Below are 25224 nucleotides of genomic sequence, written 5' to 3'. Positions count from 1 at the left end.
TGAGGCATAAACTTCACATCTTTCTTTTGGCCTGCGCTATAATCAATGATTTCTTGATTAAAGAGCTCAACTCATAAAAATAAGCCCATTTTTTCTTCACATGGACGTATTTTCCTTTTGAAGACAAGAGTTCATTACCCTGAAGAAATAAAGTGGAAAGTAAGTGAAATGAAAAAGGATGGTTATTTAAATCGTACCATTTTCGGGGGCATTTCAGTTATTGGTGGTTTTTATTTTTTAGAAAGTTTTTTTGCTATCGATGACAAATATTTTATAGCGATATTTTTGTTGACATTTGGTATAATATGACTGTGGAAAAATTCCATGACTAATAATCTTGTTATAATATATAAAGCGGGTTTAATATTAGCTATTAAAAAAGGAGGAAACTACTGTGAATTTCTTTAAAATCCTATTTCAGCCAAATGATAAGAAAAAACCTTTTTATAAGCAGATATCTTTGAATAATGTCATAGTGGGTGAAAATGGATATTCTTATGGAATTCAATATTCTCCTCAATCTTTTAATGACTGGTTAATGGATGATAATATATATAAAATCTTTTTGGAGAGTACAGTAAAACAACTTATAATGAGTAATCATAAGTTTTTAGATCTTATAACAGCACAAAAAAGGCTCAATTTAACTCTCGTCGATTGTGAATTTAAAAATATTGATATTGAGGATGTATTAGATGGTGAAGAATTTGATTCGGAACTATTAAAATCAGTTATAGAAGACTTTGAATATCCGATCATGAAAGTTTACTTCCGCACAAAAAATCGCCACTTGGTTACTTTAAAATCAAATGGTGTACTAGGAATAGACGATGATCTATCTGAAAATGAACTTGATGATATTAAAAAACTAATAGATTTTCTTGGTTTTGGACCGGTGATGCTTGTATGAAAGATAAAATTATGCAATCATTAAAAACGTTTATAATTACACTGATTGTTGCATTTATAGCCACTGATCAACAGAACTTTGTATATAATATTTTAAAGACATTAGGTTATGAAAATGAAATTTTAAAGAAGACAGCTTTAAGTGCTGTAATTACATTCATTATAGCAATTGTATTAATTTTAACTTCATATGTATGGTCGAAAATAAAAGCTAATATAAAAAGAATGAATGTCTCACTGGTAACAAAACTAGATGGGACAAAAAGAAGTAATTGTAAGTTTATACCAAATGATTGTGAATATGATGAAAAAGATGTTGAGATAGAAATTGTTCTTAATCCAGGAGGATGGCTTTCGAATCTATTGATAAAAAAAATGGGATTAAAACTTAATATATATTTTAATCCTGAAATATTAGATGTTTCTTTTTTTGATAAGTGGGATTCAGATACAGCTGGGGCATTTAGATTATCAGAACGAAATATCTCAATTGATTTACTTGGAGAAATTGAAATTAAAGGAAAGACTTTTCCAGAAAGAAGTCATAGATTAAACGAACAGTTTAAAGTAAAGCCTATTAGAGTGAAAAATGATGTGACTGCTTTGGATTATGTGATAACAACAGAAAAATTCGGATATATTACAAGGATAATCTCAGGGACTTTATTATCAATTGAGTGTGATCCATTGAAAGTAACTTGTAGGGGGGAATAGAATTGGCAGTTTCTAAATTAACTTGTAAATTGTTTAAACTAACAGAGATAACTAGTTTGGCTGATGTAGAAAAAAATATACTAAATAAAAGTTATGCTGAAGCACTTAAAATATCTAAAAAAGATACTAAGCAAGCAGAGACTTTATCTGATGATGAAAAAAACTTTTATTATACATGGGAAGACTTATCTGAACTAAATGAAATTGAATTAACTGAAGCAAATGAAGAATCTGACCAGAATATTGCTCAATTTATGTTTGCTACTGCAAATATTGAATATACAAAGAAAAGAAAGAAGAATTCAATTGGTCAATTTCTTCCTAAAGCAGACAGAGTTAACGATACTCAAGTTATGACGTACTTTTTTTGTATGAATGATTCTGTTTATATAATTATTTGCACATCAAATGAGTTTCATGTAGAGAGGGTAAAAAAACTTATTGGAACCAATTACATAGCTAAGCAGGATTATACTTATGATATTCAATCTGATTTATTTAATTGGCTATTTTTTAAGTTTACTCAGAATAAAGGCTCTCTAGCAGACGGACTTAGGTTAATGAATATAAGTGGTTTTATTGGTAATATCGGTGATGAACAAAACATTTTTAAAGGAACATCAGATCAAACATCGGAACTTATAATAACTAAAGCTTTTATAAGTAACGGAGAAACTCTAAAAACAATTACTGCTAGGTTGAAAAATAAAGACATAGACATTGTTTTTACAGTTGATGATAAGTCTAATACTCAAATTTATACAAATCAATCAGAGGTATTGAAACTCCTTGAATTTCAAAATGATAATACTTTCTTTATTATTTACTTATATAGTAAATTAATACCAGAATTAAAATCATTATATAATGATGCCTCTACTCAGTTTCTTTCTGAAGAAAAAAAACAGTTCTCTGAAAAAATAGGTTTAGAGGTAATAGAATCGATAATAAAACAAAACCGCATAGCATTAGAAGATATTTCAGTTTTATTTGATAGTTCACCAAAAACTACAGCAAGTTGACAAAAGGGATAGATATGTTTTTATCCCCTTTCTTCCTCTTTCTTTTTAGCTTCTTCTCTTCCGTTTCTTTCTTAGCCTGTTCCTTGGCTTTAGCCTTTTCATCTTTTTCAGCTTGAGCCATGGCTTCTGTTTCTTGGGCTATTCTCGCTTTATCTTCTATATTAATCTCGTATATTGTACCGCCAACTATACAAAGAATAACGGCTGTAACTAAAGCTATTGTTAATTTCCTTCTAAGTGGCTTTAACCTCTCCGCGAATAAAGAGATTAAAAGCACCGCTATAAGAGTAAGAGAAGCTCATCCTCCTAATATACTAATTACCATAAATAAATTATTCATTCTATTTTCGATCCTCAAATATCTTTATGGAATTAGTCTAACATAAAAATACCAAAGTATTGGTTTTAGTTTATTTTTTCTACATATTCCCCTTGCACCTCACCCAACGTCACCCCCTAACCTAAAGAAGACAAATCAAAAAGGGGGACCAAACCACTCATGAAAACCACCACAAAAGAAAAAAGAAACACCATCATCATGCTACTACTCTCAGCCGCGATAGGAATCTTTTCACCACTACTCATGTACATCACACTGGCACGTAAAAGTGAGGTGTACAAATACCATTGCCGAAAGGCGTTCAACTTTCATTTGTTAATCTTTCTTCTATTTAATATTAGTTCGCGTATTAGTGATGTTTTGTTTTGGATTGTGTTTGCCTTTGAGGTAGTTCAAGTGATCTTTGTTGCGTGGAAAGTAATACGCGACGAGCCATATCGTTATTTCATTCGAATTCCTTTATTTAAAGAAGATAAGTATGTCGTGGAAGGAGAATAGGTGATGAAACAAGAAGTGGAGATAAAGGGAAAGCGATTTTTCGCTATGATTACAGTGTTGTTTATTGCGATTTATATTGTTTTACGAAAAAGAAAGTATGAGTACTTCTATGATGGTATTAGCGAGTATGAAAATCGTTATAGAGGTAATGTTCCTTTTTTATTACTTGTTGTAGGTTTATTTCAATGTTGTAGGCAGAATGAGATGAGTTTTTCTCATATGCTTCAATATGTGAGAAAGAAGTTAGTGAAGTAGGTGATGATATGGCGTGGATGATTAGTGAGTTTGCAGGTGTTGGGGATGTTACGGTGCGGACGCTTCGTTATTATGACAAGATTAATTTATTAAAGCCAAGCGATTATACTGAGGGTGGGCATCGGTTATATACGAAAGATGATTTGTATGTGCTACAGCAAATTCAATCGTTTAAGCATCTCGGTTTTTCGCTTGGTGAAATTCAAAATATTATATTGCAGCGTGATATAGAGACGAAAGATTTTTTAAGACAGATGCATTTTCAAAGGGAATTGCTTTTGGCGGAGCAAGAAAGAATTGCGAAGGTGCTTTCGCATATGGATGAGATGACGAAGAAGTTTCAAAAGGAAGAACGAGTGGATGTTGCTTTGTTTTCTTCTTTTCTTCAAACTTTTATATGGGAGAAAGAAAATAAAGAATGGTTAGAGGAACATTTTTTAAAAGAGAGTGTTCAAGCTTTTTATAACAATAAGGAATTAAAAGAAAGGTTTGATCGGCGTTTTATGGATGTGATAGGAAAGTTGAAAAAGTATAAGAAAGAGGAGAAGGATCCGAGTCATCATGACGTTCAAGTTACCTTGAAGGAATTTTTCAATGTAATAGAAGAAGTAACGAACTATCTTGATACACCTCAAAGTGATATAGAGGATATAATCAAACAATCAAAAATCCCATTAGCCGAATTCCCCGCTCTTTTTACGGATGAGGAAGAACAGTATATAAAAGAAGCAATCAATAAAATATAGCCTGTAAGTAAACAGTTTCCCTATTAGTAATAAAATGGGGAAGCTGTCTTTCTATTTTATTAAGACTAAAAACTATTTTCGATATGATGCTATATTCTTTTTTTCATTGATTATCACTGTAATACAAATCCTTCCGTTTATTTCCTTTATAAGTATTTTTACAGGTAGTTCATTTGATAAGTGTTAATTCGTATTATCTGACAAATCAATCAAATAATTTTGTATTGAAAAAAATATTAAAATATGGGAATATATAGTTTGAATGAAATTAATCGTAATTAAATAAAAGGATGAGAGGGATAAGCGATTTGAATACTTTATTTGCATTATTATTTTTTGTATGCTTAATAGCATTAATTATTGGGATTATTAAACCTCAATTAGTAGTTAGATGGGGATCAGAAGAAAAAAGAAATAGAAAAAGTGTACTAAAGTTCTATGGAATAGGCGTAGTAGCAATGTTTATTTTATTTGGTGTAACTTCTGAGGGTACGAAAAAGACAGAAGAAGCACAAACTGAGGCTAAGCCAGCTAAAGCTGAACAGAAGAAAGAGTTAACAGCAGAGGAAAAAGCAGCAGCAGAACAAGCGGCGGCAGAGAAAGCAGCGGCAGAGAAAGCGGCAGCAGAGAAAGCAGCAGCGGAGAAGGCAGCAGCAGAACAAGCAGCGGCAGAGAAAGCAGCAGCGGAGAAAGCGGCAAAAGAGGAAGAAGAGCGAATTGGATATGAAACAGGAATTACATATGATCAACTAGCCAGAACACCGGATGAGTTTAAAGGAAAGAAAGCTAAATTTACAGGGAAAGTCCTTCAAGTAATGGAAGGAAAAGGCGAGACGCAATTAAGAGTAGCGGTTAATGGAAATTACGATAAAGTATTATACGTTGTTTATAAAAGTGACATTCTAAATTCAAGAGTGTTAGAAAAAGATAATGTTACTGTTAAGGGGAAATCTGCAGGTATATATACTTATAAATCTACTATGGGTGGCGAAATTAGTATTCCAGCAATGTTAGTAGAAAAAATTGATATTAATTAATAAGAAGCAACAAAGCAGTTTAACAACTAGTTAAACTGCTTTTCCATTATAATAGAAGAAAAACCAAACGGAGGGAAATCCACATGCCAACCTACAACAAACTAATCCGAAACAAAATCCCACAAATAATAAAAGCTAACGGAAAAACACCCACAACAAGAATTCTAAACGAAGATGAATACATAGAGGAAATCTGCAAAAAAACACAAGAAGAACTAACCGAATATCTAGAAGCAGACACAAAAGAACACAAACTAGAAGAACTATCCGCCTCCTAGAACTAATAAACGCCCTAGTCGAACACGAAGGCACAACACTAGAAGAAATCAACAACATCCGTAAAAAGAAAGCAAAAGAAAGAGGCGGCTTCTCAGATCGAGTCTTTCTAATTGAAGTAACCGATAACTAGCCCCTCATAAGCCCCTTCCAAGCCCCTACCAAGTAATAAATCACTAAGAAAAAACACAACAAAAACAAAAACACCAACAAACACCGTAGTAGTAGTCAAAAAAATTTTTAAAATAACACGCCAAAAACCCGCTCAGTCTCCCATATATATTATGAAGGGGCTTTTAATTTTGAACGGAGACGGGAGGAATTAGGATGGCGGTGTATCGTAATGTGCAGGTGAATTTTTGGCAGGATGATTTTGTTTTGGATTTGACGCCGGAGGAGCGGTATTTTTATGTTTACTTATTAACTTGTTCGAAGACGACGCAGTGTGGGATTTTTCCTTTTCCGAAGCGGTTAGCTGAGATGGAGACGGGTTATAATCGGGAGACTGTTGATAAGCTTGTGCAGCGCTTCATTGATTATGGGAAGATTCTGTATGATGCGGATACTCGGGAGTTATTCGTTTTGAATTGGCTTCGTTATAATCCTGTGACGAATACGAATGTGGAGAAGTGTGTGCTACGTGAGCTTAAGGGTGTGAAGAATAAGGAGTTTGTACATATGTTTCTTCAGAAGTGCGTAGAGGAGGAGCTGAATGTTCCGATGCTTTTAGCGCATTTCGGTATGCCGAGTGATTTAGCTGTGGATGATGTTGAGCCAGATCCAGTTTGTGAGGAGACAGAGGAAGAAGAGGTTATAGAGGAAGAAACGGGAAGTCGCGTGTTTTCTTTTTATGAGCAACATTTCGGTAGTTTGTCTCCGCATACTGTGGAGGAACTGAGTGCGTGGATGGATGATTTGTCAGAGGAGCTTGTGCTGAAGGCTCTTCAAATTTCGTATGAGAATAAAAATCGGAAGATGGCTTATGTGAAGGGGATTTTGCGTGGTTGGCACGGGAAAGGGTTTACGAAAGTGTCTGAGGTTGAGGCGGATGCTGCGAATTTCCGGAAGAAGGGGTCGTCTGTTAGTACGGGGGAGACGGAGGAGTTTTTGGCGAGGTGTGAGGAGTGGGAGAAGAATGCGCCGTCTGAGGAAGAGTTGCAGCGCTTTTTAGCGGAGCGCGGGTGGCGTCCATGAGTATTCAAAATGTGGAGGCGGAAAAGACGGTGTTAGGTTCTCTATTACTTGATGGAGAGCTTATTAAGGAGTGCCGTTTGACGGAGCAGTATTTTTCTCTGTCAGTGCATAAGTCTATATTTCAGTTAATGCGAAAAATGGAAGAAGAGGGGCAACCGATTGATCTTGTGACGTTCATTTCTAGGGTAGATCCGAAGTTTTTAGAGGGGATCGGGGGAATGGAGTATTTTATAGGGTTAATGGATGGTGTGCCTACAACTGCCAACTTCTCTTATTATGAGGGGCTTGTTCGAGGTGCCTGGAAAATGTATCAGGCTGGTGTTCTCGGGCACAAGATGGGGGAGCGTCTTATTGCGGAGAAGAGTGAGAAAGTTATCGGTGAGACGATTACGGCACTTTGTGAGTTAGAGGAGAAAGACTCTGTATGTGAGTTTGATTTGAAGGATGCGTTAGTTGATTTGTATGAGGAGCTTCATCAAGATGTAAAGGAGATTACTGGTATTGAGACTGGTTATACATCGTTAAATAAAATGACGTGCGGATTGCAGGAAGGTGATTTTGTCGTTCTTGGTGCGCGTCCTTCTATGGGGAAGACTGCGTTTGCGCTTAATGTTGGACTGCATGCGGCGAAGTCTGGAGCGGCGGTTGGATTGTTTTCGTTAGAGATGAGTAGTAAGCAATTGTTAAAAAGGATGGCTTCTTGCGTAGGCGAAGTGTCAGGAGGTAGGCTGAAAAATCCGAAGCATCGTTTTGCGATGGAAGATTGGGAGAAGGTAAGTAAGGCGTTTGCGGAGATTGGTGAGTTGCCATTTGAGATTTACGACAATGCAGGCGTTACGGTACAAGATATTTGGATGCAAACTCGTAAGTTAAAGAGGAAACACGGTGATAAAAAGCTTTTAGTCATTGTAGATTATTTGCAGCTTATTACAGGCGATTCGAAGCATAAGGGCAATCGATTTCAAGAGATTAGTGAGATTTCTCGTAAGCTTAAGTTATTAGCGCGTGAGTTAAATGTTTGTGTAGTAGCGTTATCACAGTTATCTCGTTCTGTAGAGTCGCGGCAAGATAAGCGTCCGCTATTATCTGATTTAAGAGAGACGGGACAAATTGAGCAAGATGCGGATGTCATTATGCTTATGTATCGAGAGGATTATTACGATAAGGAAACAGTGCAGAAAGAGATGACGGAGATTCATGTGGCGAAGCACCGGAATGGGCCTGTGGGGAGTTTTAAGCTGAGGTTTTTGAAGGAGTTTGGGCGGTTTGTGGAGAGGGAGAAGTAGTGAGAGGAAGGTGTTTTGAAAATAGCATGTGCATGTGAACCAAAGTTGTAACGCTAATTTTATAAGTTATATAATAAAGAAAATGGTAACTAATAGTTAAGGGGGATTAGCTATTGGCAGGGAATGATATTTCTTATCATAATAAAGATATTCTGATGAAGTTTTTAAGTGAATGTTATAGGGATAAAGGGCTTGAAGCATATGGGTTAAAAGGTTATCCAAGAATAAAAGAATTGTTGCTAAATGAATTTTCGAGAGTTCGTGCAGATCAAAGGCGCTCAGATACTTTATTTGAAATGGAAGATGGTTCAATTTTAATGTTAGAGTATGAAAGTAATAACCGTTTCCTCGAAAACCATTTGAAGTATATGGATTATGCGAATCAAATTATGTATCGTTACTATAATAAGAGGAAAGAGTTACCGGATATTCGAATCGTAGTTATTTATACAAGTGAGGTAATGAATCCTATAGAAGAAATAGATGTATGTAGTATACGTTTAAATTCTAAAGCGGTTTTACTAAATGAATACAATGGTGATGCCATTCTTCAAAAGATTATTAGAAAAATGGAAGAAGGAAAATTTTTGACGGATGAAGAAACCATGAAATTAATACTTGTACCACTTATGCATAGTAGAGAGAAAAGACAAATTTTAATTGAAAAAACGATAGAAGTAGCAAAGTGTATCTCCGATGAGCAAGAACAAATTCAAGTTATTGCTGGGATTCTTGTAGCTACAGATAAATTTATTGATGAAGACTACGCGAAAAAGGTAAAGGAGTGGTTACGGATGACAAAAGTAGGTCGTTTATATGAGCAAGAGAAGCAAGAAGAAATTGATAAAGCACTTTCGGCAGCTGGAATGCTCTTTAAAGGAATGAGTGTAGAAGAAATAGCTAAAAAATTAGATGTAACAATTGAAAAGGTAAAAGAGTGGGAGAAGCGTTTATCTCATTAATCGCCGGGGGAATGGCAGCGTTTGTATAAATTTATATAAAAATAGCCGACTGTTTACTATATAATAGTCGGCTATTTTTGTACGGAGAAGTTGTTAGGTTTAATACGCAAATCTTTTGGTTTGCTCTTGAATATGTTCCTCATTTCCCCATAAAGAAAGATCTTCTCTCTGCAGTAATCCATTGCTGCAAGTCATCTTGGCTACGTCGGACAAGTCGATTTACTAAAACATCATGCCATACATAATCCTCTAATAAGTATATATGAACGGGGTCATCTGTATAAAAAGCAATATTACGCTCTTCAAGTGATGGTCCATAAATCATTTCTTTAGAATCTATCGATACAATAAACCAATGTTCTGTAGACAAGGTTTCTGTATAAGGTGTTATGCGATGGGCTTCTAGATTTTTAATGGGATTTTCAACATGTAGGGTAATACCTTGTATTGTAACTTTATCAGCTACTTCAGATAGATCTTCTTTTAACGCTTCATACATCTCATCCCACATTGAAATGACAATACGTCGTTCTGCTTTTTTTATTAATGCCTGACAATAGCTAATGATTGTTTGATTGTCTTTTAAAGTAATCACTCGATTATCTGTTTTTTCTTCGGAAGTTTCTAGTTTTTTTAATGAATCACTTATTCCTTCATATGTAGACTGCCATTCTGATTGCGCCTTCTGTAAAAAGATTTCAACAGGTAGAGGTGAATAGCGAGTGGTGTCATTTATTTCTTCTTTCATGACAATTCCTTTTTCTACAAGGTTACCTAAAATCTCATAAATTCGCGCTCTTGGGACACCCGAATCTTTACTCACTTGGTAGGCTGTGACAGGCCCTTGTTTAACAAGAGATACATAAGATTTAGCTTCATATTCATTGAAACCAATTTTTTTAAGCTGTTGCACTATGTAGTCCACTTTTTTCGTCCTCCGATGTTTGCTTTTATATTTCAACGTTACAATAACTGTTTACATTTAGCAAATTATTAGTTACTATTCGAATAGTGACTAAAGGGGAGGTTAATAGTATGGATTTTTATTTAGACCCATCTGTATTAATGATTTTGATTGTTTTTGGATTTGTAGCTGCATTTATTGATTCAGTTGTAGGTGGTGGCGGACTCATTGCTTTACCAGCTTTATTATTTACAGGATTGAATCCAGCAAGTGCAGTAGCCACGAATAAATTAGCATCAACAATGGGGAGTGCAACTAGTAATATTGTGTTTTATCGTTCTGGTAATCTTGATTTGAAATCGGCGTTTAAATTAGTTCCGCTCACTTTCATAGGTTCCATAATAGGGGCATGGACCGTTCATTTAATGAATCCAGAAGTATTGAAGCCATTAATGCTGATCATGCTTGGTGTGGTCGCTATTTATACGATATTCAAGAAGGATTGGGGAAGTATTTCCACTCATAAAAAAATGTCTGGTCGACACGTCATTATTTTTACCTTTTTTATTTTTGTTATTGGTTTTTATGATGGATTTCTAGGTCCTGGAACAGGTTCGTTTTTAATGTTTTCTCTTTTATTTATTGGGTATGACTTTTTAAAAGCAGCAGGTAATGCGAAGCTTCTTAATTTAGGAAGTAATATTGGTGCATTGTTGATGTTTATGTATGTAGGGCAAGTAAACTATGCATATGGTTTTATAATGGGGATTGCTCAAATTGCTGGAGGGATTGTTGGCTCCAAATTCGCTATAAAAAAAGGCAGTGGGTATGTTCGTGCTCTTTTCATTACAGTAACTTGTTTATTGTTAGCGAAAAATCTGTATGACTATATTCAGTAAGTAATTAAAGAACGTAGAAAAGGTCAAATATGTAGATTACATAAAATATAAGAAGACACTAGGGAGAAAATTCCTTTTAACATTTTTTAGATGCTACCTTATTTGAAGATAGCATCTAAAAAGAAAATCTAAGTGAAGAGAATGAAAATAATATAAACTCATATTTTTCTATGTAAAATTTCATTTGTTTTGTTTACATAATATCTTTACAATCATTTGATAAAATAAAGTCAACTGCATATTGTGAGAGTGGATGGTTATCCCTTCTTTCTATTCGGAAGGAAAGGAGGTGATAATATAGAGTTTTTGTTTGACCTTGTAAAAGAGTTTGTCAAAGCGACTGTGCGCGAAGTTTCAGCGTATTTTTTGCGGAAGCAACTTCTGGATAAGGACAACAAAAAACCCACTCCGCGCCGTAGGAAGCAAAAGGGTGGGTTTCGTAAAAAGAAATAGCTTATAATAACTACCACCCATACGGTAGCAGTTAGGGAAGAGATGTTAGTGCATCTCTTCTTTTTATTATATGCCATTTTATTTGATGTCACACTTATATAGTATTCTACGGAAAATATATCATATTCCTATTTTGTGGTCAATTTGATTGCATGATTGAAAAGGTGTAGTCTTATTCCTCTTCAAACTGAAAAATATCCCGATTAATAAGTTGATGGAGATACCTATCCATTTCAGCAGCAGAAACTTTTCTTTCACTTTTAAACCACCATGCGCTTAATGAGGTGATTGCCCCTGAATAAAATTCAATGATTAAATCATTGGGCATCGTATGATTTTTGTGCAGTTGATTTAACGCTTCTATTTCTTGTTTTCTCGTTTCGTGACTTAAATGCTGTGTTCGGTTAATAAATTGTTCATCAGACATTTGCGTTTCTAATATTTTACCGATTTCTTCATGGTGTAGAAATTGTTCCATTACTTGAAATGGTTTACTTAATCGATCTGAAACCGGTATTTCAGCAATCATCTTGCTGTATCGTTTAAATCCAAATGCTAATAAAGCATCTTTATCTTCGAAGTGTTTATAAAAGGTTGTTCGGTGTACCATTGCGCGGTCACATATTTGGTTAATCGTGATCGTACTATATTTCTGTTTTGATTGCGTCATTAATTCAAATAAGGAATCCCACAGTAATTTATGTGTACGTCTAATACGTAAATCAAGTTGTTTTTCACTATCGTTCATCTACAATTCTCCTTTTTTGTAGATTAAATATACAGTGGCTGAAAATTGATTCTCCCTTTTTAATCTACATATGTATATTATATTACATGTGTTTAGGTATATTTAAAGTTTTTTAAGTAAGAAACAGGAGGAGAATCTGTAAATGAATATGACAACTAAGAGCCCTGCAAGTGGCAAAGTTGATACTTCTAATTTGAAACATACCCCCATTTTAATTGCGTTACTTTTAGGAGCAATGGTTGCATTATTAAATGAAACATTACTTGGTAATGCGTTAACGGTATTAATGAAAGAATTTGACGTAACAGCTTCAACGATTCAATGGCTTTCTACAGCATACATGTTAGTAGTTGGGGTTTTAGTTCCAATTACAGCGTTACTTCAGCAATGGCTCACAACGAGACAAATGTTTTTGATCGCTATGGTAACGTTTTTAGCTGGTACATTAATTGCGGGATTTGCACCGACATTTTCCGTTTTATTAATTGGCCGTATCGTCCAAGCTGTAGCGACGGGGTTAATTACACCGTTATTAATGAATACGATTTTAATCATCTGTCCACCTGAAAAACGTGGTGCGACAATGGGGTTAATCGCACTCGTGATGATGGCAGCTCCGGCAATTGGCCCTACATTATCTGGAGTAATTGTGGATTCATTAAATTGGCGCTGGTTATTCTATATTGTTATTCCTATCGTGATCATTTCCATTATGATTGGGATGAAGTACATTCAAAATGTTTCAGAGTTAACAAGGCCAAAAGTAGATTACCCATCTATCCTTTTATCGACATTAGGATTTGGCGGGCTTGTGTATAGCTTTAGTGCATCGGGTGATTTAGGATGGTCCGATGCAAAAGTGTATGGCACTTTAATTGTTGGGCTTATCTCATTATGTATTTTTGCCGTTCGACAATTGAAAATTGAGAATCCAATTTTAGAATTACGAGCATTTAAAGTTCCGATGTTTACATTATCAGTTGGATTAATTGTCATTGTGATGATGTCGTTATTTTCAACGATGACTTTATTACCGATGTTCCTGCAAACCGTTTTACTCGTTACAGCTTTTAAATCAGGAATTATCATGCTTCCGGGAAGTGTTATTAGCGCCATAATGGGACCAATCGCAGGTAAACTATTTGATAAATTTAGTCCGAAAGTTATTATCGTTCCCGGCATTGTCTTAGTAGGAATTGCAATGTTCTTATTTAAAGGCATTACTCCTGATACATCAATGGTACAAATTATTGTCATGCATAGCGTATTAATGGTTGGACTCATGTTTGTCATGACAGCACAAACATACGGTTTAAATCAATTAACACCAGATTTATATCCGCACGGAACAGCACTATTTAGTACGTTGCAACAAGTAGCTGGTGCAATTGGTACAGCTATCTTTATTTCGAAAATGTCTTCAGGAACAACTAAGTATATGGAAAGCTCCGCAAATCCACTGGATCCAGTAGAGAAGTTAAACGGTTTAACTTCAGGGTTCCAAGGTGCATTTGCACTTGGGTTAATCTTTATTATTGTTGCATTTATCGTGTCGTTATTCTTAAAAGAAGAGAAAGAAGGAGTAAAGGCAGCGAGGGTTTTACAGAACGAACATTAAGGTTTATATAAAAAAGACATCTTTCCCTAGAAAAGATGTCTTTTTTATATTTTTTTCGTAACACTTGTTTTGGGTGTCTTCATACATAAGAATTGGTATGTACAATAATTATCCTTTTTGAGAATAAGGATGCAAAGCCGTACTAATAACTAATAGTTCACCAGATGATTTAGTGACATCGTATATAGATCCTGTTATGAGAATAGGCATAGCGATGATTATAAAGTTATTATATTTGCATTAAACGATTTGCGCGTTTTTTATAGTAAAAATTAGAGCCTCTTCAATAAAAAGGAATTAAATATGGTATTCTTTAGTTAATATATTTAAACGAAGACAGGGGAAATGAAGATGGACAAGAAGCTAACGTATTGGCTAGCATCTATTATAGGGGGAGTAGTACTTGCAACTGGTATGACTTATGGAATGTTACAGTTTGCTGAAGTCCCGCTTGGGAGTGAGGACCATGTTTTTGCAGAGGTTAATAAAGAAGACACACTATCGAATGAAGCAGAAGTGAAAGGCTCAAATGCACAACTTCACATTACAGTAACTTCTACTGAAGAAGAAGTGATTTCAGCTATGCATAGCATGACTCATCAAAAAGTAAAAGCGTGTGAAGGAAAGGGAGCAACCCCTATGTCCAAAAAGAATGCAGAGAAAGTAAGAAACATTCTAAACGGAAACAATTTCAAGAATAAAGAAGAGCTATTAGAAATTACTGAAAGATGGGCAAATAGAGATTTTAGTAAAATTTTAGAAGAACATAACTATTTTATTAAACTTCAAGGTGGCAAGATAGGTGAAGCTACAGTAATGGATAAGATAGACGAGAAAGTATTCTGTTTCAATACTTTCGGTGATGATGTAACGGCCGCATTAGTTAAATCAGGAGATCTTCAGCCACGTTAAAGTGTCTTTCTCAATTATAAGAAAAGCCTCAAGTATTCATATACTTGAGGCTTTTCCAATGGAAAGATAGGAATGATCCGAATTCCTTACATTAAGAACAAAGTGGAATTACTCCTAAACCAATTAATAAAGCTGCAGCAACTGCTGGAATTGGTACAGGAATTTGAATACCTTCTACAAACAAGAAATACTGACCACTTACTATTTTAAAACAAACTAATTGCATGGCTATTCCTCCCTTCTTTTAGAATTAATACATTATATTAATTTATCTATTTATTGTTATAGTTGAATTATTCATTTTTAAAAATATAGTTAATATGTGAATAGTTTTCGAAAGGACCTGCTCAATCAATACGAAAAAACATAAGATGAAACGAATCCATTAAAATACATGAGTGAACCTTAGTTTTCCCCTCTTATCTAAAGGAGGAACTATTATGGGTTATGGTGGTAGTTGTGGCGGTTGTGGCTTCTCGGGAGGCTTTGCTTTATTAGTTGTGTTATTCATTTTATTAATCATCGTTGGAGCTTCTTGCTTCTGCTAAAAACTATTGGAAAAGACACTCATATGGAGTGTCTTTTCTTTCGTGCAAAATGATTCCTGATAATATCCAACTGTATATAGTATACGGTATATTTTTTCCTCATTAGACATATAAAAATGTTGGAGGGATGTTATGAAACTAGTAGGGAAGCACATTTATATTCGGCTTTATAAAACTGCTGATGCTAACGAGTTAGCTAACTTACATATTAGAAATCGCGAATTTTTTCAACAAGTTTGCCCGTTGCTCCCAGAAGTTTTTTATACAGAAGAACATCAAAAAATACGTCTTGAACAAGCTCTAAAAAAGACAGCTGAAGGGCAAGTATACCCTTTCGGAATCTTTTTAAGAGAAAATGATAAACTGATTGGAGACATTTCATTAACTCAAATTGTTAGGGGAGACCCCCAAAGCTGTTATACGGGATTTACTTTAGATAAGGAGCATAATGCAAAGGGCTATACAACAGAGGCTCTTCAACTTGTTGTAGATTTTGCTTTTAGGGAATTAAAGCTACATAGAATTGAAGCAGGAGCGATGCTTGATAATATAGCATCTATTCGTGTATTAGAAAAAGTAGGGTTTAAAAAAGAAGGTATAGCGAAAGAAAATATAAGGATTAATGGCAAATGGACAGATCATCAAATATTAGCTATTATCAATAGTTTGGATGTGTAAGCTTATTTTGATTCCAATAACGATAATTATGTAAAGGGCTGTCTATATCGACAGCTTATTATATTTTTTGCTTAGCGTGATTTTTTCGGAATGCTGGCGGCAGCCCATCGCTATCAAGTTAATAAATTGATTGTTCCCTAAAGCAAAAAAATGAACTTAATTCTCATAGATAAATATAGAGAGAAGAAATTCTGTTTTTGGAGTACCTCAAAATCTTGGCTTGATGGGCATGGGGTAGCGTCAGGCAAAGTCGGATTTAAGTTCACCCATACTAGATGTGAAAGAACCCAATAAAAAAGCAATGACCCTTTTTTATAGTTATGATGTAATCACTACAAAAACATAATAACCAACCAAAAGATCATTGCAATGGATAACATTATTTGCTTACAACTAAAGGTTTATAAACTTTCTTGTCAAACAAATACATAATATGGCTAAGTACCAAGAAAAATACTATAAGGCCACCGATGTAGACAAGGGATTTTGCTCCTATTCTGTCATAGTCAAAGAAAAAGTAAGCATAATGTACTGGCTTCCCATCAATTGGCGATATATTGTACACATATCCCATTAGACCTGCGATAGTAGCAAATGCCACATATGAGAGCGGGTATATCAAAACATAATATACATCTCGGTATTTTAAATGATTAGATTCTGTAAATAGAAAATAATCCACAAGGCAAAGAATAGGTGTAATCAAATGTACTGCAAGATTATCAAATTTCCAAAGATAAAAACTTCCACCCATTGTAAAGGTAGTAGGAGCAAGCAACACCCAATAAACGATAAGTGTTAAAAGTAAATCAATTACACATATCATTTCAAAGCGTGGAAAATAGCCAGCACTTCCCGTCTTCCCATCATTTATCAATCCCTTAACTGTACGTATAGTAAGTATACTAAACAAGATCAGTGCTAAAAAATTACTTTGGATAGTATAGTACATAAATATCTTAAAATTCATTTCGCCCGATTGGATGCCCATACGTGATAATAGACCATATAATGCAAAAATAAGGCTACCAATTCTAAATAATACTGCTATCACTCTATTATGTATCATACGATTCCTCCTAATTTATATTAATATCATTTCATTCAACCAAATATTCATCCATCATTTCATCTTAAATTTTTACATGAAACGTTATTTTAGCGTTTTAGCGAAGCTTTGTCAAAAATTTACCCTTACCTTCATTTGGATTTTTAGATTGACTGTTACTATTCAGCCTTAATGATTAAATAAAAACTATAAATAGACCAGTCTATAGTTGGACTGGTCTACCTGTAAATGCCTTTTCTATTGATTCTAGAATAGAGAGTTGTTTCCTTTTACAAGTCTCAACAAAGCTCATAACCGTGCAATATAATTCATTTCCGCTTTGTTTTCTAAAGCAACCCGATACCTTCTGTTTCAGCTTGCATTTTCGTAAATCTCGCTCGGAAAGATTATTGTTATATGCTATCTTGAAATCCCTTAAGAATAGCAAATGATTCGATTATACTTCGTTAATCTGTTCAGAAGAGTCTTTTTGGATTCCTTGGCATATTTCCCTTTAGTTTGGATATTTTCTTCATACCCTTTACTAAGCAGATTATCATATCTGGTTTCGTATGCTATAATTTCTTCTTCAGGGTAGCAGGTCGTTGCAAGAGTAAGTGAATGCTAGTGAAATATATAATGGTTGAATGCAGAAATAGGAGAATAAATGGTTCACATAACGACTATGTACTTAGTTCATCATTAAATTAGAGTTAAATTATTTTTTGAGGTATTTTTATTAAAAAGGTATTTTATTTGTTTGAAAGGAGTTAGAAAAGTGAAAAAAAAACATCAAGAACAACCAACCTCATGGCGGCCTAGAGGTTTTATTCAATGGTTACTGACAATCCTTGCAGTAATTGTATTTCCTATTATCAGCATTATGACATACTATATTTGGAATCCAGGCGGTTTTCCTAATATAATGAGTGCCCTCGGAGCGGGTGCATTGATAATACCTACGTTGCTATTAGGTATAACTGTTGTGATAATCATTTTATTAGTATTAGCTGTCTGGAGGAAAGCTTTACTAGCTCGTGCAATTTTGATCCCTTTAGTTTTATTATTAAGTTTTCTAACTGTCGAGCCAATCATTAAAATGTTAAACTATGCAAAAAACGAGAATGTTTCCGTTTCACTTAGTTCTCATTTTTTTGGTAAGACAGAAATCACATCAAAATTCACACAGGACGTCGTATACGAAACAACACCTGATGGCGTGGAATTAAAGCTTGATGTATGGCGAGCCCATGGAGACTCAAAACAATCACTACATCCCGCTATTGTAAAAGTGCATGGAGGTGGATGGGTTGAGGGTGATAAAGAAATGGCCCCTCACTGGAGTCAATGGTTAAGTGAATTAGGATATACTGTGTTTTCTATACAATATCGTATGCCACCTCATGCAGGATGGAAAGATGAAGTAGCTGATGTAAAATCAGCAATAGGATGGGTAGCAGAACATGCGGATGCTTACAATATTGATCCTGAAAAAATAAACGTAATGGGACAGTCAGCAGGTGGAAATCTAGCTATGCTAGCCGCCTATAGTATGGGAGATACAAAGTTACCTCCTTCAACAAATGTACCGTCAGTAACTATTAACTCTGTGATTAATATATACGGTCTGTCTGATATGGAGGGAATTTATAAGAATAGTCCAAGTCCTGATTATATGCAAGATGTAATGAAAAAATATATTGGGGGTACACCTTCACAATTCCCTGATCGTTATAAAATACTTTCTCCGATCAGTTACATTCAGGAAAAAACACCTCCAACTATTACACTTTTAGGAACAAGTGACCGAATTGTACCAGAAGAACAGGCTGAAATTTTGGATAAAAAACTAAAAGAAAATAACGTTTCTCATGAACTTTATCTTCTTCCAAGAGCTGACCATGTTTTTGATGGAGCACCAGATAGCTTGAGTACTCAGTTTGCTTATGAAAAAGTAAAAGCCTTTCTTCAAAAGTATAATAAATAAACATGGGGAAGAATAATCCGGGAAGCTTTATTTACATCATTGTAAAAATTTAAACAAGCATTTTGATGAGTTTTTTCAAAATGCTTGTTTTTTAGTATAAATCCAGTATTTATAGTTTTGGAATTTGATTTACACTTCCCAGTGTAGGTGCTCCTTCTAGACCTAATATGGTGTTAGTGGGGTAGCGCCACATGGCTATCAAGCTAACATTTTTAAGTACCCCCTAAATGAAAATTTTGTGTTTTTATAGAACCAAAGTTTATTTTTATCGTTTTGGAGAACAACAGATTTTTTAACTTGATAGCAAGGGGGTATTTCAATAGCATAGCTTAATGGATGTGTGGTGGGCCCCAATAAGGTTGTTTAAAATTCGGCTTTGGAGACATTTTCAAATACGTTCAACATCCAAACTAAGCTAAGGTAATTACAAATGAAAGTGTCCTATTAATATATTTCAAAAAACATATAATTCCATTCTCTTGCTATATTTTTAGTTAACCCACTTGACTATAACGTAACGTCATAGTGCATAATTTTAACTATATTAAATAAGGAGTGAAAGAAATGAATATAAAATCATTACGGTCCGATAAAATATATCGAAAAATTTTACAAGCTCCAAAAGAGGAAAAGGTTGAATTATACAGACAAGAAATGTTGGCTCCGTTTATGGGGAAATGGGAAATTCAATATGTTCCTTTTAAAGCTGAGGAGCAAAATGGCTTTGATGTTATTACATTGAATAATATAATGAGCATTTCTCCTAATCAGATTACAAATGAGATTACACCAGAATTAGAATTGATTTCGTCTGATTCTTTTTGGTCTGAGTGTAAAGAAGCTGTTAGGAAAAGCCTTCATTTATTTAGAGAGCATGATGTGAACCTTCGTGTATCTGATTACTTATTCACGATTCTATTAGGGGATCCAAATAGCCCTTCATTAATGTTAAATGAAGGATATAGTGGTGATGGAGGTATCCCTGGCTATATTTTGTGTACATTTGTGCCAAATGAATACACAATACCTCGAATGAAGGCTGCTTTAGCACATGAATGTAATCATAATGTTCGATATCAATTTATTCAGTGGGACCATACGGTTACTTTAGGTGAATTAATTGTTAGTGAGGGTTTAGCAGAAAACTTTGCTACTTCTATTTTTGGGGAAGATCTACTCGGTCCTTGGGTATCGAAAACAACTATGGAAATGCTTAATAGACGTATTAAACCCGTGCTCAAGGAACAATTACAATTAACAGGATTTGATAAAATTGCACCGTATCTTTATGGTGATGAATTAGCAAAACTTCAAAACTATATACCAGTCAATATGCCTTATGCTGCTGGTTATGCCTGTGGATACTATTTAATCAAATACTATTTAGAGAAAACAGGAAAAAACATCTTTGAAGCCACAATAATTCCTGCCAATTTAATACTAGATGAAATAAAAGGATTTTGGGATGAAGAAACAATTATTAACGGTTAAAGATATTGTCCAAATTACAGGCATAACCAAAAGAACCTTACAATATTATGATAAAATAAATCTATTAAAGCCAATTTACTTAACAGATAATGGTTATCGACTCTATGATAGGAACAGTTTAGCACAGCTTCAAACGATTCTATTTTTTAAGGAAATGGAATTTTCTCTAAAGGAAATTGCGGATGTATTGAAGCTTACGAGAGAAGAACAGCAACAATTGTTAAAGAAGCATAACCAAACTTTATTGTTAAAAAAACAACGTTTAGAAGCAGTTATTACTGCGGTGGATGAGTATGTATCAGGAAAGGATATTTACAACTTAAATATTTTTAATAATTCATCCATTTTACCATTACAAGAACAATATACTCATGAAGCGAAATTCATCTATGGGGAAACAGAAAAATACAAAGAATTTGAGGAGAAATTGAAAAATCTCTCTCCTAATGAAAAAGCGAACTTATTTCATGAATTCGAACAAAAAATGGAAAGAGTGTTTAGGAAAATTGCTTCCTATATTAATCAATCACCTACTTCCGATGAAGTACAGCAATTAATTGTAGAGTGGAAAAGTTATCTCGAACAATCTATTGTGTGTGATTCTGAAATGTTGACATGTATTGCAAATGCGTATAAATTTGATAATAGATTTAAAAATTACATAAATCAATTTAGTAATGAAGACTTAGCTGAATTTTTATATAATGCAATTATATATTATATAAATAAAAAGAAAAAAATAATGTCATACTATTTATAATAGGGGGTCACCTTACATGGCCGTCAACTTAAGAAGAATAAACGCCACCAAAACAAAAAAAGCCCCAACTTATTTTTTTTGAAAATAAGTTGGGGCTTTTGAAACAGAAAAGTATATTTTTAACTATGAAAACTACGATAAATTTTTCCTTTTTTCCTACTTGCTAAATTCAGCAAGTAAAATTTTTTTAAAAGGATTAGGACTGTCAGTTCTACCCAAACTATTCCAATTGACGACCAACGTATGCTTGCCTCCAAGTTTACCTCCAACAAGAGTAGTAAACCCTAGAATGCCACCTGTGTGTCCCCATATCGAGACACCGCTTGGAAGCTTAGTTTCATAGATTCCAAGACCATATCCATCGATTCCTTCTTTTCCTGTAGGAACTGTAGTAAGCATTTGTTTTAGTTGCTGTTCTTTCAGTAATTTGCCACCGAGCAAGTAAGAGAAGAATTTGTTTAAGTCGTCAGCAGTAGAAATCATATCTCCAGCAGAGCTACCTGCACTTGGGTTATAATAAGTAACGTCTTTTAGCTCACTTGCTCCGTCTGGTTGGACATATCCACGGGCATGGTTAGTGCCTGGAATAACACTTGAGTTGCCTGGTAGGAATGTATTCGACAATTCAAGTGGTTCAATAATTCGATTTTCAACCTCTTCCGCATAGCTGTTTCCAGTTACTTTTTCAATAAGAATGCCCAGTAATACGTATCCTGTGTTTGAATAAGACCAGCCCTTTCCTGGAGCAAAGTCTGGGGGAAGAGAAATCCCCATCTTCACTAACTCTTCAGCCGTATACGATTTTTTTGTATCCGTAAAATCAACGTCTTTTGACCTTGAGTATTCAGCGATACCACTTGTATGGTTCAATATCTCCCGGATAGTAATCTTGTTACCATCATATCCATTTCCTTGAATGACACCAGGCAACCAGTCTTCGATGTGGTCGTCTAGCTTCAGGCGATTCTCTCCAACTAATTGAAGTACAACTGTTGCGGTGAACGTCTTCGTTACACTCCCAATGCGAAAGCGAAAATCTGTTTTCATTGGTTTCTTAGTTCTCAGATCCGCTATTCCAGCGGCATACCCCCACGTTTTTCCACCCTCAGAAGTTTTAGCAAGTATCCCCGGGTATCCAAATTGCAATGTATCCCGCATTGCTTGCTTGACGGAAGTACGATCTCGTTGAGTATTTGTTTGTAACGAACTAGATACATTTTGAGTAGGCTCTGCTTTTACAATTGAGGTTGGTGTTGTATATAACAGGGAACTTCCAGCTATTAAAAGGGCCAGACTTGCACATGTAATTTGACTACGTATTTTCATATGGCATTCCTCTCCTTTATTCATATTGTATAAGTGTTTGCTTACTGTTCCTTACTTCCTGACAAGACTTAGGGAAAGGCCCTCACGCATATAGATTAAAGCCCCAGTACAAAGGTATCTATTAATACCAACAATTTGAGCCAGTTAAATCTCCATCCCTTCTACAACTAAATTATTCAAAGGTATGAAAGCATATTATGTACCCTTAGTTATTGTTAGGATTAACACAACATGAGACATAGCCCCAACCCATATTTTACTTTATTTATCCATGATATGTATTGAGAAAGAATGTAAATTCGAATCCTTTCCGTACCCCAACTATTGATCGTTTTTTTCACCTATTATAATTAGTTATTTAGAATTTCATAATAAAAAACTGTAAACAAATAACGAGTTCCTTAGCGAACAGGAAGTGGTTGGAAAATGTATCTAACGTACAAGTTACTTTTTTTGATATGGTGACCCCATCGCCATCAAGCTAAGGTTTTGAAGTACCTACTAAATGAAATTTTTCTTTCTCTACAGTTAGTTATTTTGAGAAGTCAGCTCATTTTTTGTTTTTGGGGTGTTTATTTTTCTTAAGTTGATGGATGTATGGTGCTACCCCTATAAGCTCAATAGGTCATAGTTGGAAAAAAAGTAAGGCTATGGCCTATTTTTACACGTATCTCGGCTGTACCCCTTCTACAGCAAAACGGGTGAAAATCTCATCGATATGAGAAAAAACGGTTTTTGATATATTAGGTGTCGTTTACAATTGTACCCTTTCTGATAATCAAGCCGCTTAATTCAAAAAAGTGAAACCCGTTAGGGTTTATTTCGTATGCAAATCTTTCAATCACCTACACTTGCCCTTTAGAAAAAAGAAACAATCTCACCTAAAATTGATTTTACATAAACTTAGCTTGATAGCGATGTGGCGATACTCCTAACAGACATAAAAATGATTCGTTTGTTTTTTTATTGAATATATACAAACATTATTATAATATGTTTGTATATATTCAAACGAAATAAACTTATGTTTATTTATATTCGAAAGAGATAGGAAGTGTTAATAACAATAAAAAAATGGGTATACCACCAACAACAAAGAGCTGCAAAAAGAATGAAACCAATACGGAAAAGATGCTTTCTTGAGAAAATCGAAAAATAAGCATTATTAGCTCTTGAAGAAAAATAGCTAGAAAAGTTACAACCATATGGAGAACGAAGATATAGCCAAAAAAAGTCTTAAAAAGGGGACAAAATTATGGAAAAAAGAAAGTATTCAGTAACACCTCAAGATCGAATGAATTATTTATTAGGTCTTTATTCTGCAGATCAACAAATTAATGCAGTTCTTTATTTTCCTGTAGGTATATCAAAGAAAATACTTGAACAATCAATAAGGATAACGTTACAATTGCAGCCGGTTTTGAACAGCCGTTTTGTAGAAAATGATATTCCTTACTGGGAGGAACATTCATCTGGTACTAACGCACCTATTTGTCTTTTTGCAGAAGGAAATGATCAAGAACTTGAAATGATGGCAATAGATTTTATTAAGGAATCTGGAGATCGTATTCAGGGGCCTATGGTTCAAGCAAAATTATTACGAGGCAATACAACAGATATGTTAGTTGTGAAATTATCTCATCTATGTTCAGATGGTGCAGGAGTCAAGGAATATATTAATTTGCTGGGAGCAATTTATACGCAACTTTCCTTGGGACAATCTAAGGATCAAATTATAAAGGAATTTGGTGAGGGGAATGAGAGTTTTCGTGATCAATCACCTGTGTTCAAATATGCTGGAATATCAGACGTAAAAAGTGCGTATCGTCCTAACCAAGAACAACAGGCATCGTTATGGTCTTTTCCATCTCAACCGAACAAAAATACATACCCAAAAATGTCCGTACGGCGATTGAGCCATGAGCAAACTCTACGTTTAACCCAATGGACAAAAGCACAACAGGCTACCTTGAATGATACAATCATGACTGCATACTTCCAAGCTTTATCACGTTTCACTGTGTATGCAGAACCTCGCACCACAGAAAAAATGATCGGTTTAACAATTGATTTACGTCGATATCTGCCTAACTATACAACTGGTGCTATTTGTAACTTATCCGGTATGGAAATGCCAGTGATTAAAATGGAAGACGATGAAACATTTAATCAGACTCTTGTTCGAGTTAAACAATCAATGGATAAAATAAAGTCTCAAAATCCAGGTCTTTCTTCAGCAGCAGGAATGGAGCTACTGGCAGAAATGAAGCTATCTACAGTGAAGGAAATGTATAATCAGCAATACGAACAGGCTGTACAGATGGGGATGGCGTTGCCATTACTGACAAATTTGGGAGTGATCGCTGATAAACCTATTGAGTTTGGTGAAATTCAAGCTGAGGACGGGTATATGACATCACCTATTATGTATGCACCATTCTTTTCAATGGGAGCAAGCTCTTATAATGGAAGACTTACATTTACGATTGGTTATCATGCGCCGGATACATCAAAAGAAAAGGTAGAAAAATTTTTAGAATGTGTGGTTAATCAACTATCATCATTGTAAGGTTCTGGTGCAAAGATAAAATAAAAGAGAATATAGCGCAAATA

The 25224-nt window shown here is 34.6% G+C and carries 26 protein-coding genes and 1 pseudogene; 20 read left to right on the top strand and 7 right to left on the bottom strand.

What is annotated here, in order from left to right:
* The first annotated feature begins 394 nt into the window (after positions 1–394).
* The 3 genes from ACTFSL_RS17475 to ACTFSL_RS17465 are packed head-to-tail and all read left to right on the top strand — an operon-like array spanning position 395 to position 2645.
* Entirely contained in the window at positions 395–910 is a 516-nt protein-coding gene (locus tag ACTFSL_RS17475; RefSeq protein WP_176528378.1) for a TetR family transcriptional regulator, read from the top strand.
* Positions 907–1623 (top strand): hypothetical protein, encoded by a 717-nt coding sequence (locus tag ACTFSL_RS17470; RefSeq protein WP_098564684.1) that lies wholly within the window; start codon positions 907–909, stop codon positions 1621–1623. The genes ACTFSL_RS17475 and ACTFSL_RS17470 overlap by 4 nt, the downstream gene beginning before the upstream one ends.
* 2 nt (positions 1624–1625) lie before the next feature.
* Positions 1626–2645 (top strand): hypothetical protein, encoded by a 1020-nt coding sequence (locus ACTFSL_RS17465; RefSeq protein ID WP_098854756.1) that lies wholly within the window; start codon positions 1626–1628, stop codon positions 2643–2645.
* On the opposite strand, the gene ACTFSL_RS17460 is transcribed toward ACTFSL_RS17465, so the two are convergent.
* Positions 2632–2766, bottom strand: a complete 135-nt coding sequence (locus ACTFSL_RS17460) for a hypothetical protein (RefSeq protein WP_257154949.1) — start codon at positions 2764–2766, stop codon at positions 2632–2634. The two genes, ACTFSL_RS17465 and ACTFSL_RS17460, sit on opposite strands and share 14 nt — an antisense overlap.
* A gap of 378 nt (positions 2767–3144) precedes the next feature.
* Here ACTFSL_RS17460 and ACTFSL_RS17455 point away from each other — a divergent pair, with 378 nt between their 5' ends.
* The 8 genes and pseudogenes from ACTFSL_RS17455 to ACTFSL_RS17420 all read left to right on the top strand — a co-directional run bounded on the left by ACTFSL_RS17455 (position 3145) and on the right by ACTFSL_RS17420 (position 9239).
* Positions 3145–3483 (top strand): DUF4870 domain-containing protein, encoded by a 339-nt coding sequence (locus ACTFSL_RS17455; protein WP_090975674.1) that lies wholly within the window; start codon positions 3145–3147, stop codon positions 3481–3483.
* A 3-nt stretch (positions 3484–3486) separates the two neighbouring features.
* Positions 3487–3738, top strand: a complete 252-nt coding sequence (locus ACTFSL_RS17450; protein ID WP_000808313.1) for a hypothetical protein — start codon at positions 3487–3489, stop codon at positions 3736–3738.
* Positions 3739–3746: 8 nt separating this feature from the next.
* Positions 3747–4484: a MerR family transcriptional regulator gene (locus ACTFSL_RS17445; RefSeq protein WP_000312416.1), complete on the top strand. Its 738-nt coding sequence runs from the start codon at positions 3747–3749 to the stop codon at positions 4482–4484.
* Between the two features lie 308 nt (positions 4485–4792).
* A complete protein-coding gene (locus ACTFSL_RS17440) occupies positions 4793–5521 on the top strand; it encodes a hypothetical protein (RefSeq protein WP_141484272.1) in 729 nt (242 codons plus the stop codon).
* An 83-nt stretch (positions 5522–5604) separates the two neighbouring features.
* Positions 5605–5930, top strand: a pseudogene (locus tag ACTFSL_RS17435) (nucleoside triphosphate pyrophosphohydrolase).
* Positions 5931–6124: 194 nt separating this feature from the next.
* Entirely contained in the window at positions 6125–6991 is an 867-nt protein-coding gene (locus ACTFSL_RS17430) for a DnaD domain-containing protein (protein ID WP_000312060.1), read from the top strand.
* On the top strand, positions 6988–8277 hold the full coding sequence (gene dnaB, locus ACTFSL_RS17425) for a replicative DNA helicase (RefSeq protein WP_440042124.1): 1290 nt from the start codon (positions 6988–6990) through the stop codon (positions 8275–8277). The genes ACTFSL_RS17430 and dnaB overlap by 4 nt, the downstream gene beginning before the upstream one ends.
* 113 nt (positions 8278–8390) lie before the next feature.
* The gene (locus ACTFSL_RS17420) at positions 8391–9239 is read left to right on the top strand and encodes a transcriptional regulator (protein ID WP_440042122.1); all 849 of its coding nucleotides are present in this window, start codon (positions 8391–8393) and stop codon (positions 9237–9239) included.
* 139 nt (positions 9240–9378) lie between these two features.
* Here the strand turns inward: ACTFSL_RS17420 and ACTFSL_RS17415 are convergent, their stop codons facing one another.
* Positions 9379–10164: a TrmB family transcriptional regulator gene (locus ACTFSL_RS17415; protein WP_048538038.1), complete on the bottom strand. Its 786-nt coding sequence runs from the start codon at positions 10162–10164 to the stop codon at positions 9379–9381.
* 110 nt (positions 10165–10274) lie between these two features.
* Between ACTFSL_RS17415 and ACTFSL_RS17410 the strand changes: the two genes are divergently transcribed.
* On the top strand, positions 10275–11042 hold the full coding sequence (locus tag ACTFSL_RS17410; RefSeq protein ID WP_440042121.1) for a TSUP family transporter: 768 nt from the start codon (positions 10275–10277) through the stop codon (positions 11040–11042).
* A 625-nt stretch (positions 11043–11667) separates the two neighbouring features.
* Here ACTFSL_RS17410 and ACTFSL_RS17405 read toward each other — a convergent pair.
* Positions 11668–12243, bottom strand: coding sequence for a TetR/AcrR family transcriptional regulator (locus ACTFSL_RS17405; RefSeq protein WP_098312147.1), 576 nt, complete (start codon positions 12241–12243; stop codon positions 11668–11670).
* Positions 12244–12385: 142 nt separating this feature from the next.
* Here ACTFSL_RS17405 and ACTFSL_RS17400 point away from each other — a divergent pair, with 142 nt between their 5' ends.
* On the top strand, positions 12386–13861 hold the full coding sequence (locus ACTFSL_RS17400) for an MDR family MFS transporter (protein ID WP_394230920.1): 1476 nt from the start codon (positions 12386–12388) through the stop codon (positions 13859–13861).
* A gap of 351 nt (positions 13862–14212) precedes the next feature.
* On the top strand, positions 14213–14773 hold the full coding sequence (locus tag ACTFSL_RS17395) for a PRK06770 family protein (RefSeq protein WP_098033319.1): 561 nt from the start codon (positions 14213–14215) through the stop codon (positions 14771–14773).
* A 91-nt stretch (positions 14774–14864) separates the two neighbouring features.
* On the opposite strand, the gene ACTFSL_RS17390 is transcribed toward ACTFSL_RS17395, so the two are convergent.
* Positions 14865–14999, bottom strand: a complete 135-nt coding sequence (locus ACTFSL_RS17390) for a hypothetical protein (protein WP_001177693.1) — start codon at positions 14997–14999, stop codon at positions 14865–14867.
* A 214-nt stretch (positions 15000–15213) separates the two neighbouring features.
* Between ACTFSL_RS17390 and ACTFSL_RS17385 the strand changes: the two genes are divergently transcribed.
* Together ACTFSL_RS17385 and ACTFSL_RS17380 are read left to right on the top strand one after the other, a co-directional pair.
* On the top strand, positions 15214–15321 hold the full coding sequence (locus ACTFSL_RS17385) for a YjcZ family sporulation protein (RefSeq protein ID WP_000540375.1): 108 nt from the start codon (positions 15214–15216) through the stop codon (positions 15319–15321).
* A 132-nt stretch (positions 15322–15453) separates the two neighbouring features.
* Complete coding sequence (locus ACTFSL_RS17380; RefSeq protein ID WP_098033318.1) at positions 15454–15999, top strand: GNAT family N-acetyltransferase; 546 nt, start codon at positions 15454–15456, stop codon at positions 15997–15999.
* A 379-nt stretch (positions 16000–16378) separates the two neighbouring features.
* Here the strand turns inward: ACTFSL_RS17380 and ACTFSL_RS17375 are convergent, their stop codons facing one another.
* Positions 16379–17068, bottom strand: a complete 690-nt coding sequence (locus tag ACTFSL_RS17375; RefSeq protein ID WP_063546627.1) for a Pr6Pr family membrane protein — start codon at positions 17066–17068, stop codon at positions 16379–16381.
* A 202-nt stretch (positions 17069–17270) separates the two neighbouring features.
* The gene (locus ACTFSL_RS17370; RefSeq protein ID WP_142330421.1) at positions 17271–17495 is read right to left on the bottom strand and encodes an IS66 family transposase; all 225 of its coding nucleotides are present in this window, start codon (positions 17493–17495) and stop codon (positions 17271–17273) included.
* 312 nt (positions 17496–17807) lie between these two features.
* On the opposite strand from ACTFSL_RS17370, the gene ACTFSL_RS17365 reads away from it, so the two are divergent.
* The 3 genes from ACTFSL_RS17365 (at position 17808) to ACTFSL_RS17355 (ending at position 21285) form a co-directional block, all read left to right on the top strand.
* The gene (locus tag ACTFSL_RS17365) at positions 17808–19034 is read left to right on the top strand and encodes an alpha/beta hydrolase fold domain-containing protein (RefSeq protein ID WP_440042120.1); all 1227 of its coding nucleotides are present in this window, start codon (positions 17808–17810) and stop codon (positions 19032–19034) included.
* Between the two features lie 564 nt (positions 19035–19598).
* A complete protein-coding gene (locus tag ACTFSL_RS17360; RefSeq protein ID WP_061667712.1) occupies positions 19599–20525 on the top strand; it encodes a DUF2268 domain-containing protein in 927 nt (308 codons plus the stop codon).
* Complete coding sequence (locus ACTFSL_RS17355) at positions 20500–21285, top strand: MerR family transcriptional regulator (protein WP_440042119.1); 786 nt, start codon at positions 20500–20502, stop codon at positions 21283–21285. Before ACTFSL_RS17360 ends, ACTFSL_RS17355 begins: the two co-directional genes overlap by 26 nt.
* Positions 21286–21441: 156 nt before the next feature.
* Here ACTFSL_RS17355 and ACTFSL_RS17350 read toward each other — a convergent pair whose 3' ends face one another.
* On the bottom strand, positions 21442–22611 hold the full coding sequence (locus ACTFSL_RS17350; protein ID WP_088351392.1) for a serine hydrolase domain-containing protein: 1170 nt from the start codon (positions 22609–22611) through the stop codon (positions 21442–21444).
* A 1255-nt stretch (positions 22612–23866) separates the two neighbouring features.
* On the opposite strand from ACTFSL_RS17350, the gene ACTFSL_RS17345 reads away from it, so the two are divergent.
* A complete protein-coding gene (locus ACTFSL_RS17345; RefSeq protein WP_440042118.1) occupies positions 23867–25180 on the top strand; it encodes a condensation domain-containing protein in 1314 nt (437 codons plus the stop codon).
* Positions 25181–25224: the final 44 nt, after the last annotated feature.

It is taken from the genome of Bacillus cereus group sp. MYBK108-1, from assembly GCF_051917185.1.
Taxonomy (GTDB): Bacteria; Bacillota; Bacilli; order Bacillales; family Bacillaceae_G; genus Bacillus_A; species Bacillus_A cereus.
Note: the sequence above shows the minus strand (reverse complement) of the source record. Positions and strands in the feature narration are given on the sequence as shown.

Bases quoted from the DNA above. Each gene is read 5' to 3' on its own strand.
- ACTFSL_RS17470 (WP_098564684.1), top strand. From the start codon at position 907: ATGAAAGATAAAATTATGCAATCATTAAAAACGTTTATAATTACACTG.
- ACTFSL_RS17460 (WP_257154949.1), bottom strand. From the start codon at position 2,766: ATGGCTCAAGCTGAAAAAGATGAAAAGGCTAAAGCCAAGGAACAGGCT.
- ACTFSL_RS17455 (WP_090975674.1), top strand. From the start codon at position 3,145: ATGAAAACCACCACAAAAGAAAAAAGAAACACCATCATCATGCTACTA.
- ACTFSL_RS17450 (WP_000808313.1), top strand. From the start codon at position 3,487: ATGAAACAAGAAGTGGAGATAAAGGGAAAGCGATTTTTCGCTATGATT.
- ACTFSL_RS17445 (WP_000312416.1), top strand. From the start codon at position 3,747: ATGGCGTGGATGATTAGTGAGTTTGCAGGTGTTGGGGATGTTACGGTG.
- ACTFSL_RS17430 (WP_000312060.1), top strand. From the start codon at position 6,125: ATGGCGGTGTATCGTAATGTGCAGGTGAATTTTTGGCAGGATGATTTT.
- dnaB (WP_440042124.1), top strand. From the start codon at position 6,988: ATGAGTATTCAAAATGTGGAGGCGGAAAAGACGGTGTTAGGTTCTCTA.
- ACTFSL_RS17410 (WP_440042121.1), top strand. From the start codon at position 10,275: ATGGATTTTTATTTAGACCCATCTGTATTAATGATTTTGATTGTTTTT.
- ACTFSL_RS17405 (WP_098312147.1), bottom strand. From the start codon at position 12,243: ATGAACGATAGTGAAAAACAACTTGATTTACGTATTAGACGTACACAT.
- ACTFSL_RS17400 (WP_394230920.1), top strand. From the start codon at position 12,386: ATGAATATGACAACTAAGAGCCCTGCAAGTGGCAAAGTTGATACTTCT.
- ACTFSL_RS17395 (WP_098033319.1), top strand. From the start codon at position 14,213: ATGGACAAGAAGCTAACGTATTGGCTAGCATCTATTATAGGGGGAGTA.
- ACTFSL_RS17390 (WP_001177693.1), bottom strand. From the start codon at position 14,999: ATGCAATTAGTTTGTTTTAAAATAGTAAGTGGTCAGTATTTCTTGTTT.
- ACTFSL_RS17385 (WP_000540375.1), top strand. From the start codon at position 15,214: ATGGGTTATGGTGGTAGTTGTGGCGGTTGTGGCTTCTCGGGAGGCTTT.
- ACTFSL_RS17380 (WP_098033318.1), top strand. From the start codon at position 15,454: ATGAAACTAGTAGGGAAGCACATTTATATTCGGCTTTATAAAACTGCT.
- ACTFSL_RS17375 (WP_063546627.1), bottom strand. From the start codon at position 17,068: ATGATACATAATAGAGTGATAGCAGTATTATTTAGAATTGGTAGCCTT.
- ACTFSL_RS17360 (WP_061667712.1), top strand. From the start codon at position 19,599: ATGAATATAAAATCATTACGGTCCGATAAAATATATCGAAAAATTTTA.
- ACTFSL_RS17355 (WP_440042119.1), top strand. From the start codon at position 20,500: ATGAAGAAACAATTATTAACGGTTAAAGATATTGTCCAAATTACAGGC.
- ACTFSL_RS17350 (WP_088351392.1), bottom strand. From the start codon at position 22,611: ATGAAAATACGTAGTCAAATTACATGTGCAAGTCTGGCCCTTTTAATA.
- ACTFSL_RS17345 (WP_440042118.1), top strand. From the start codon at position 23,867: ATGGAAAAAAGAAAGTATTCAGTAACACCTCAAGATCGAATGAATTAT.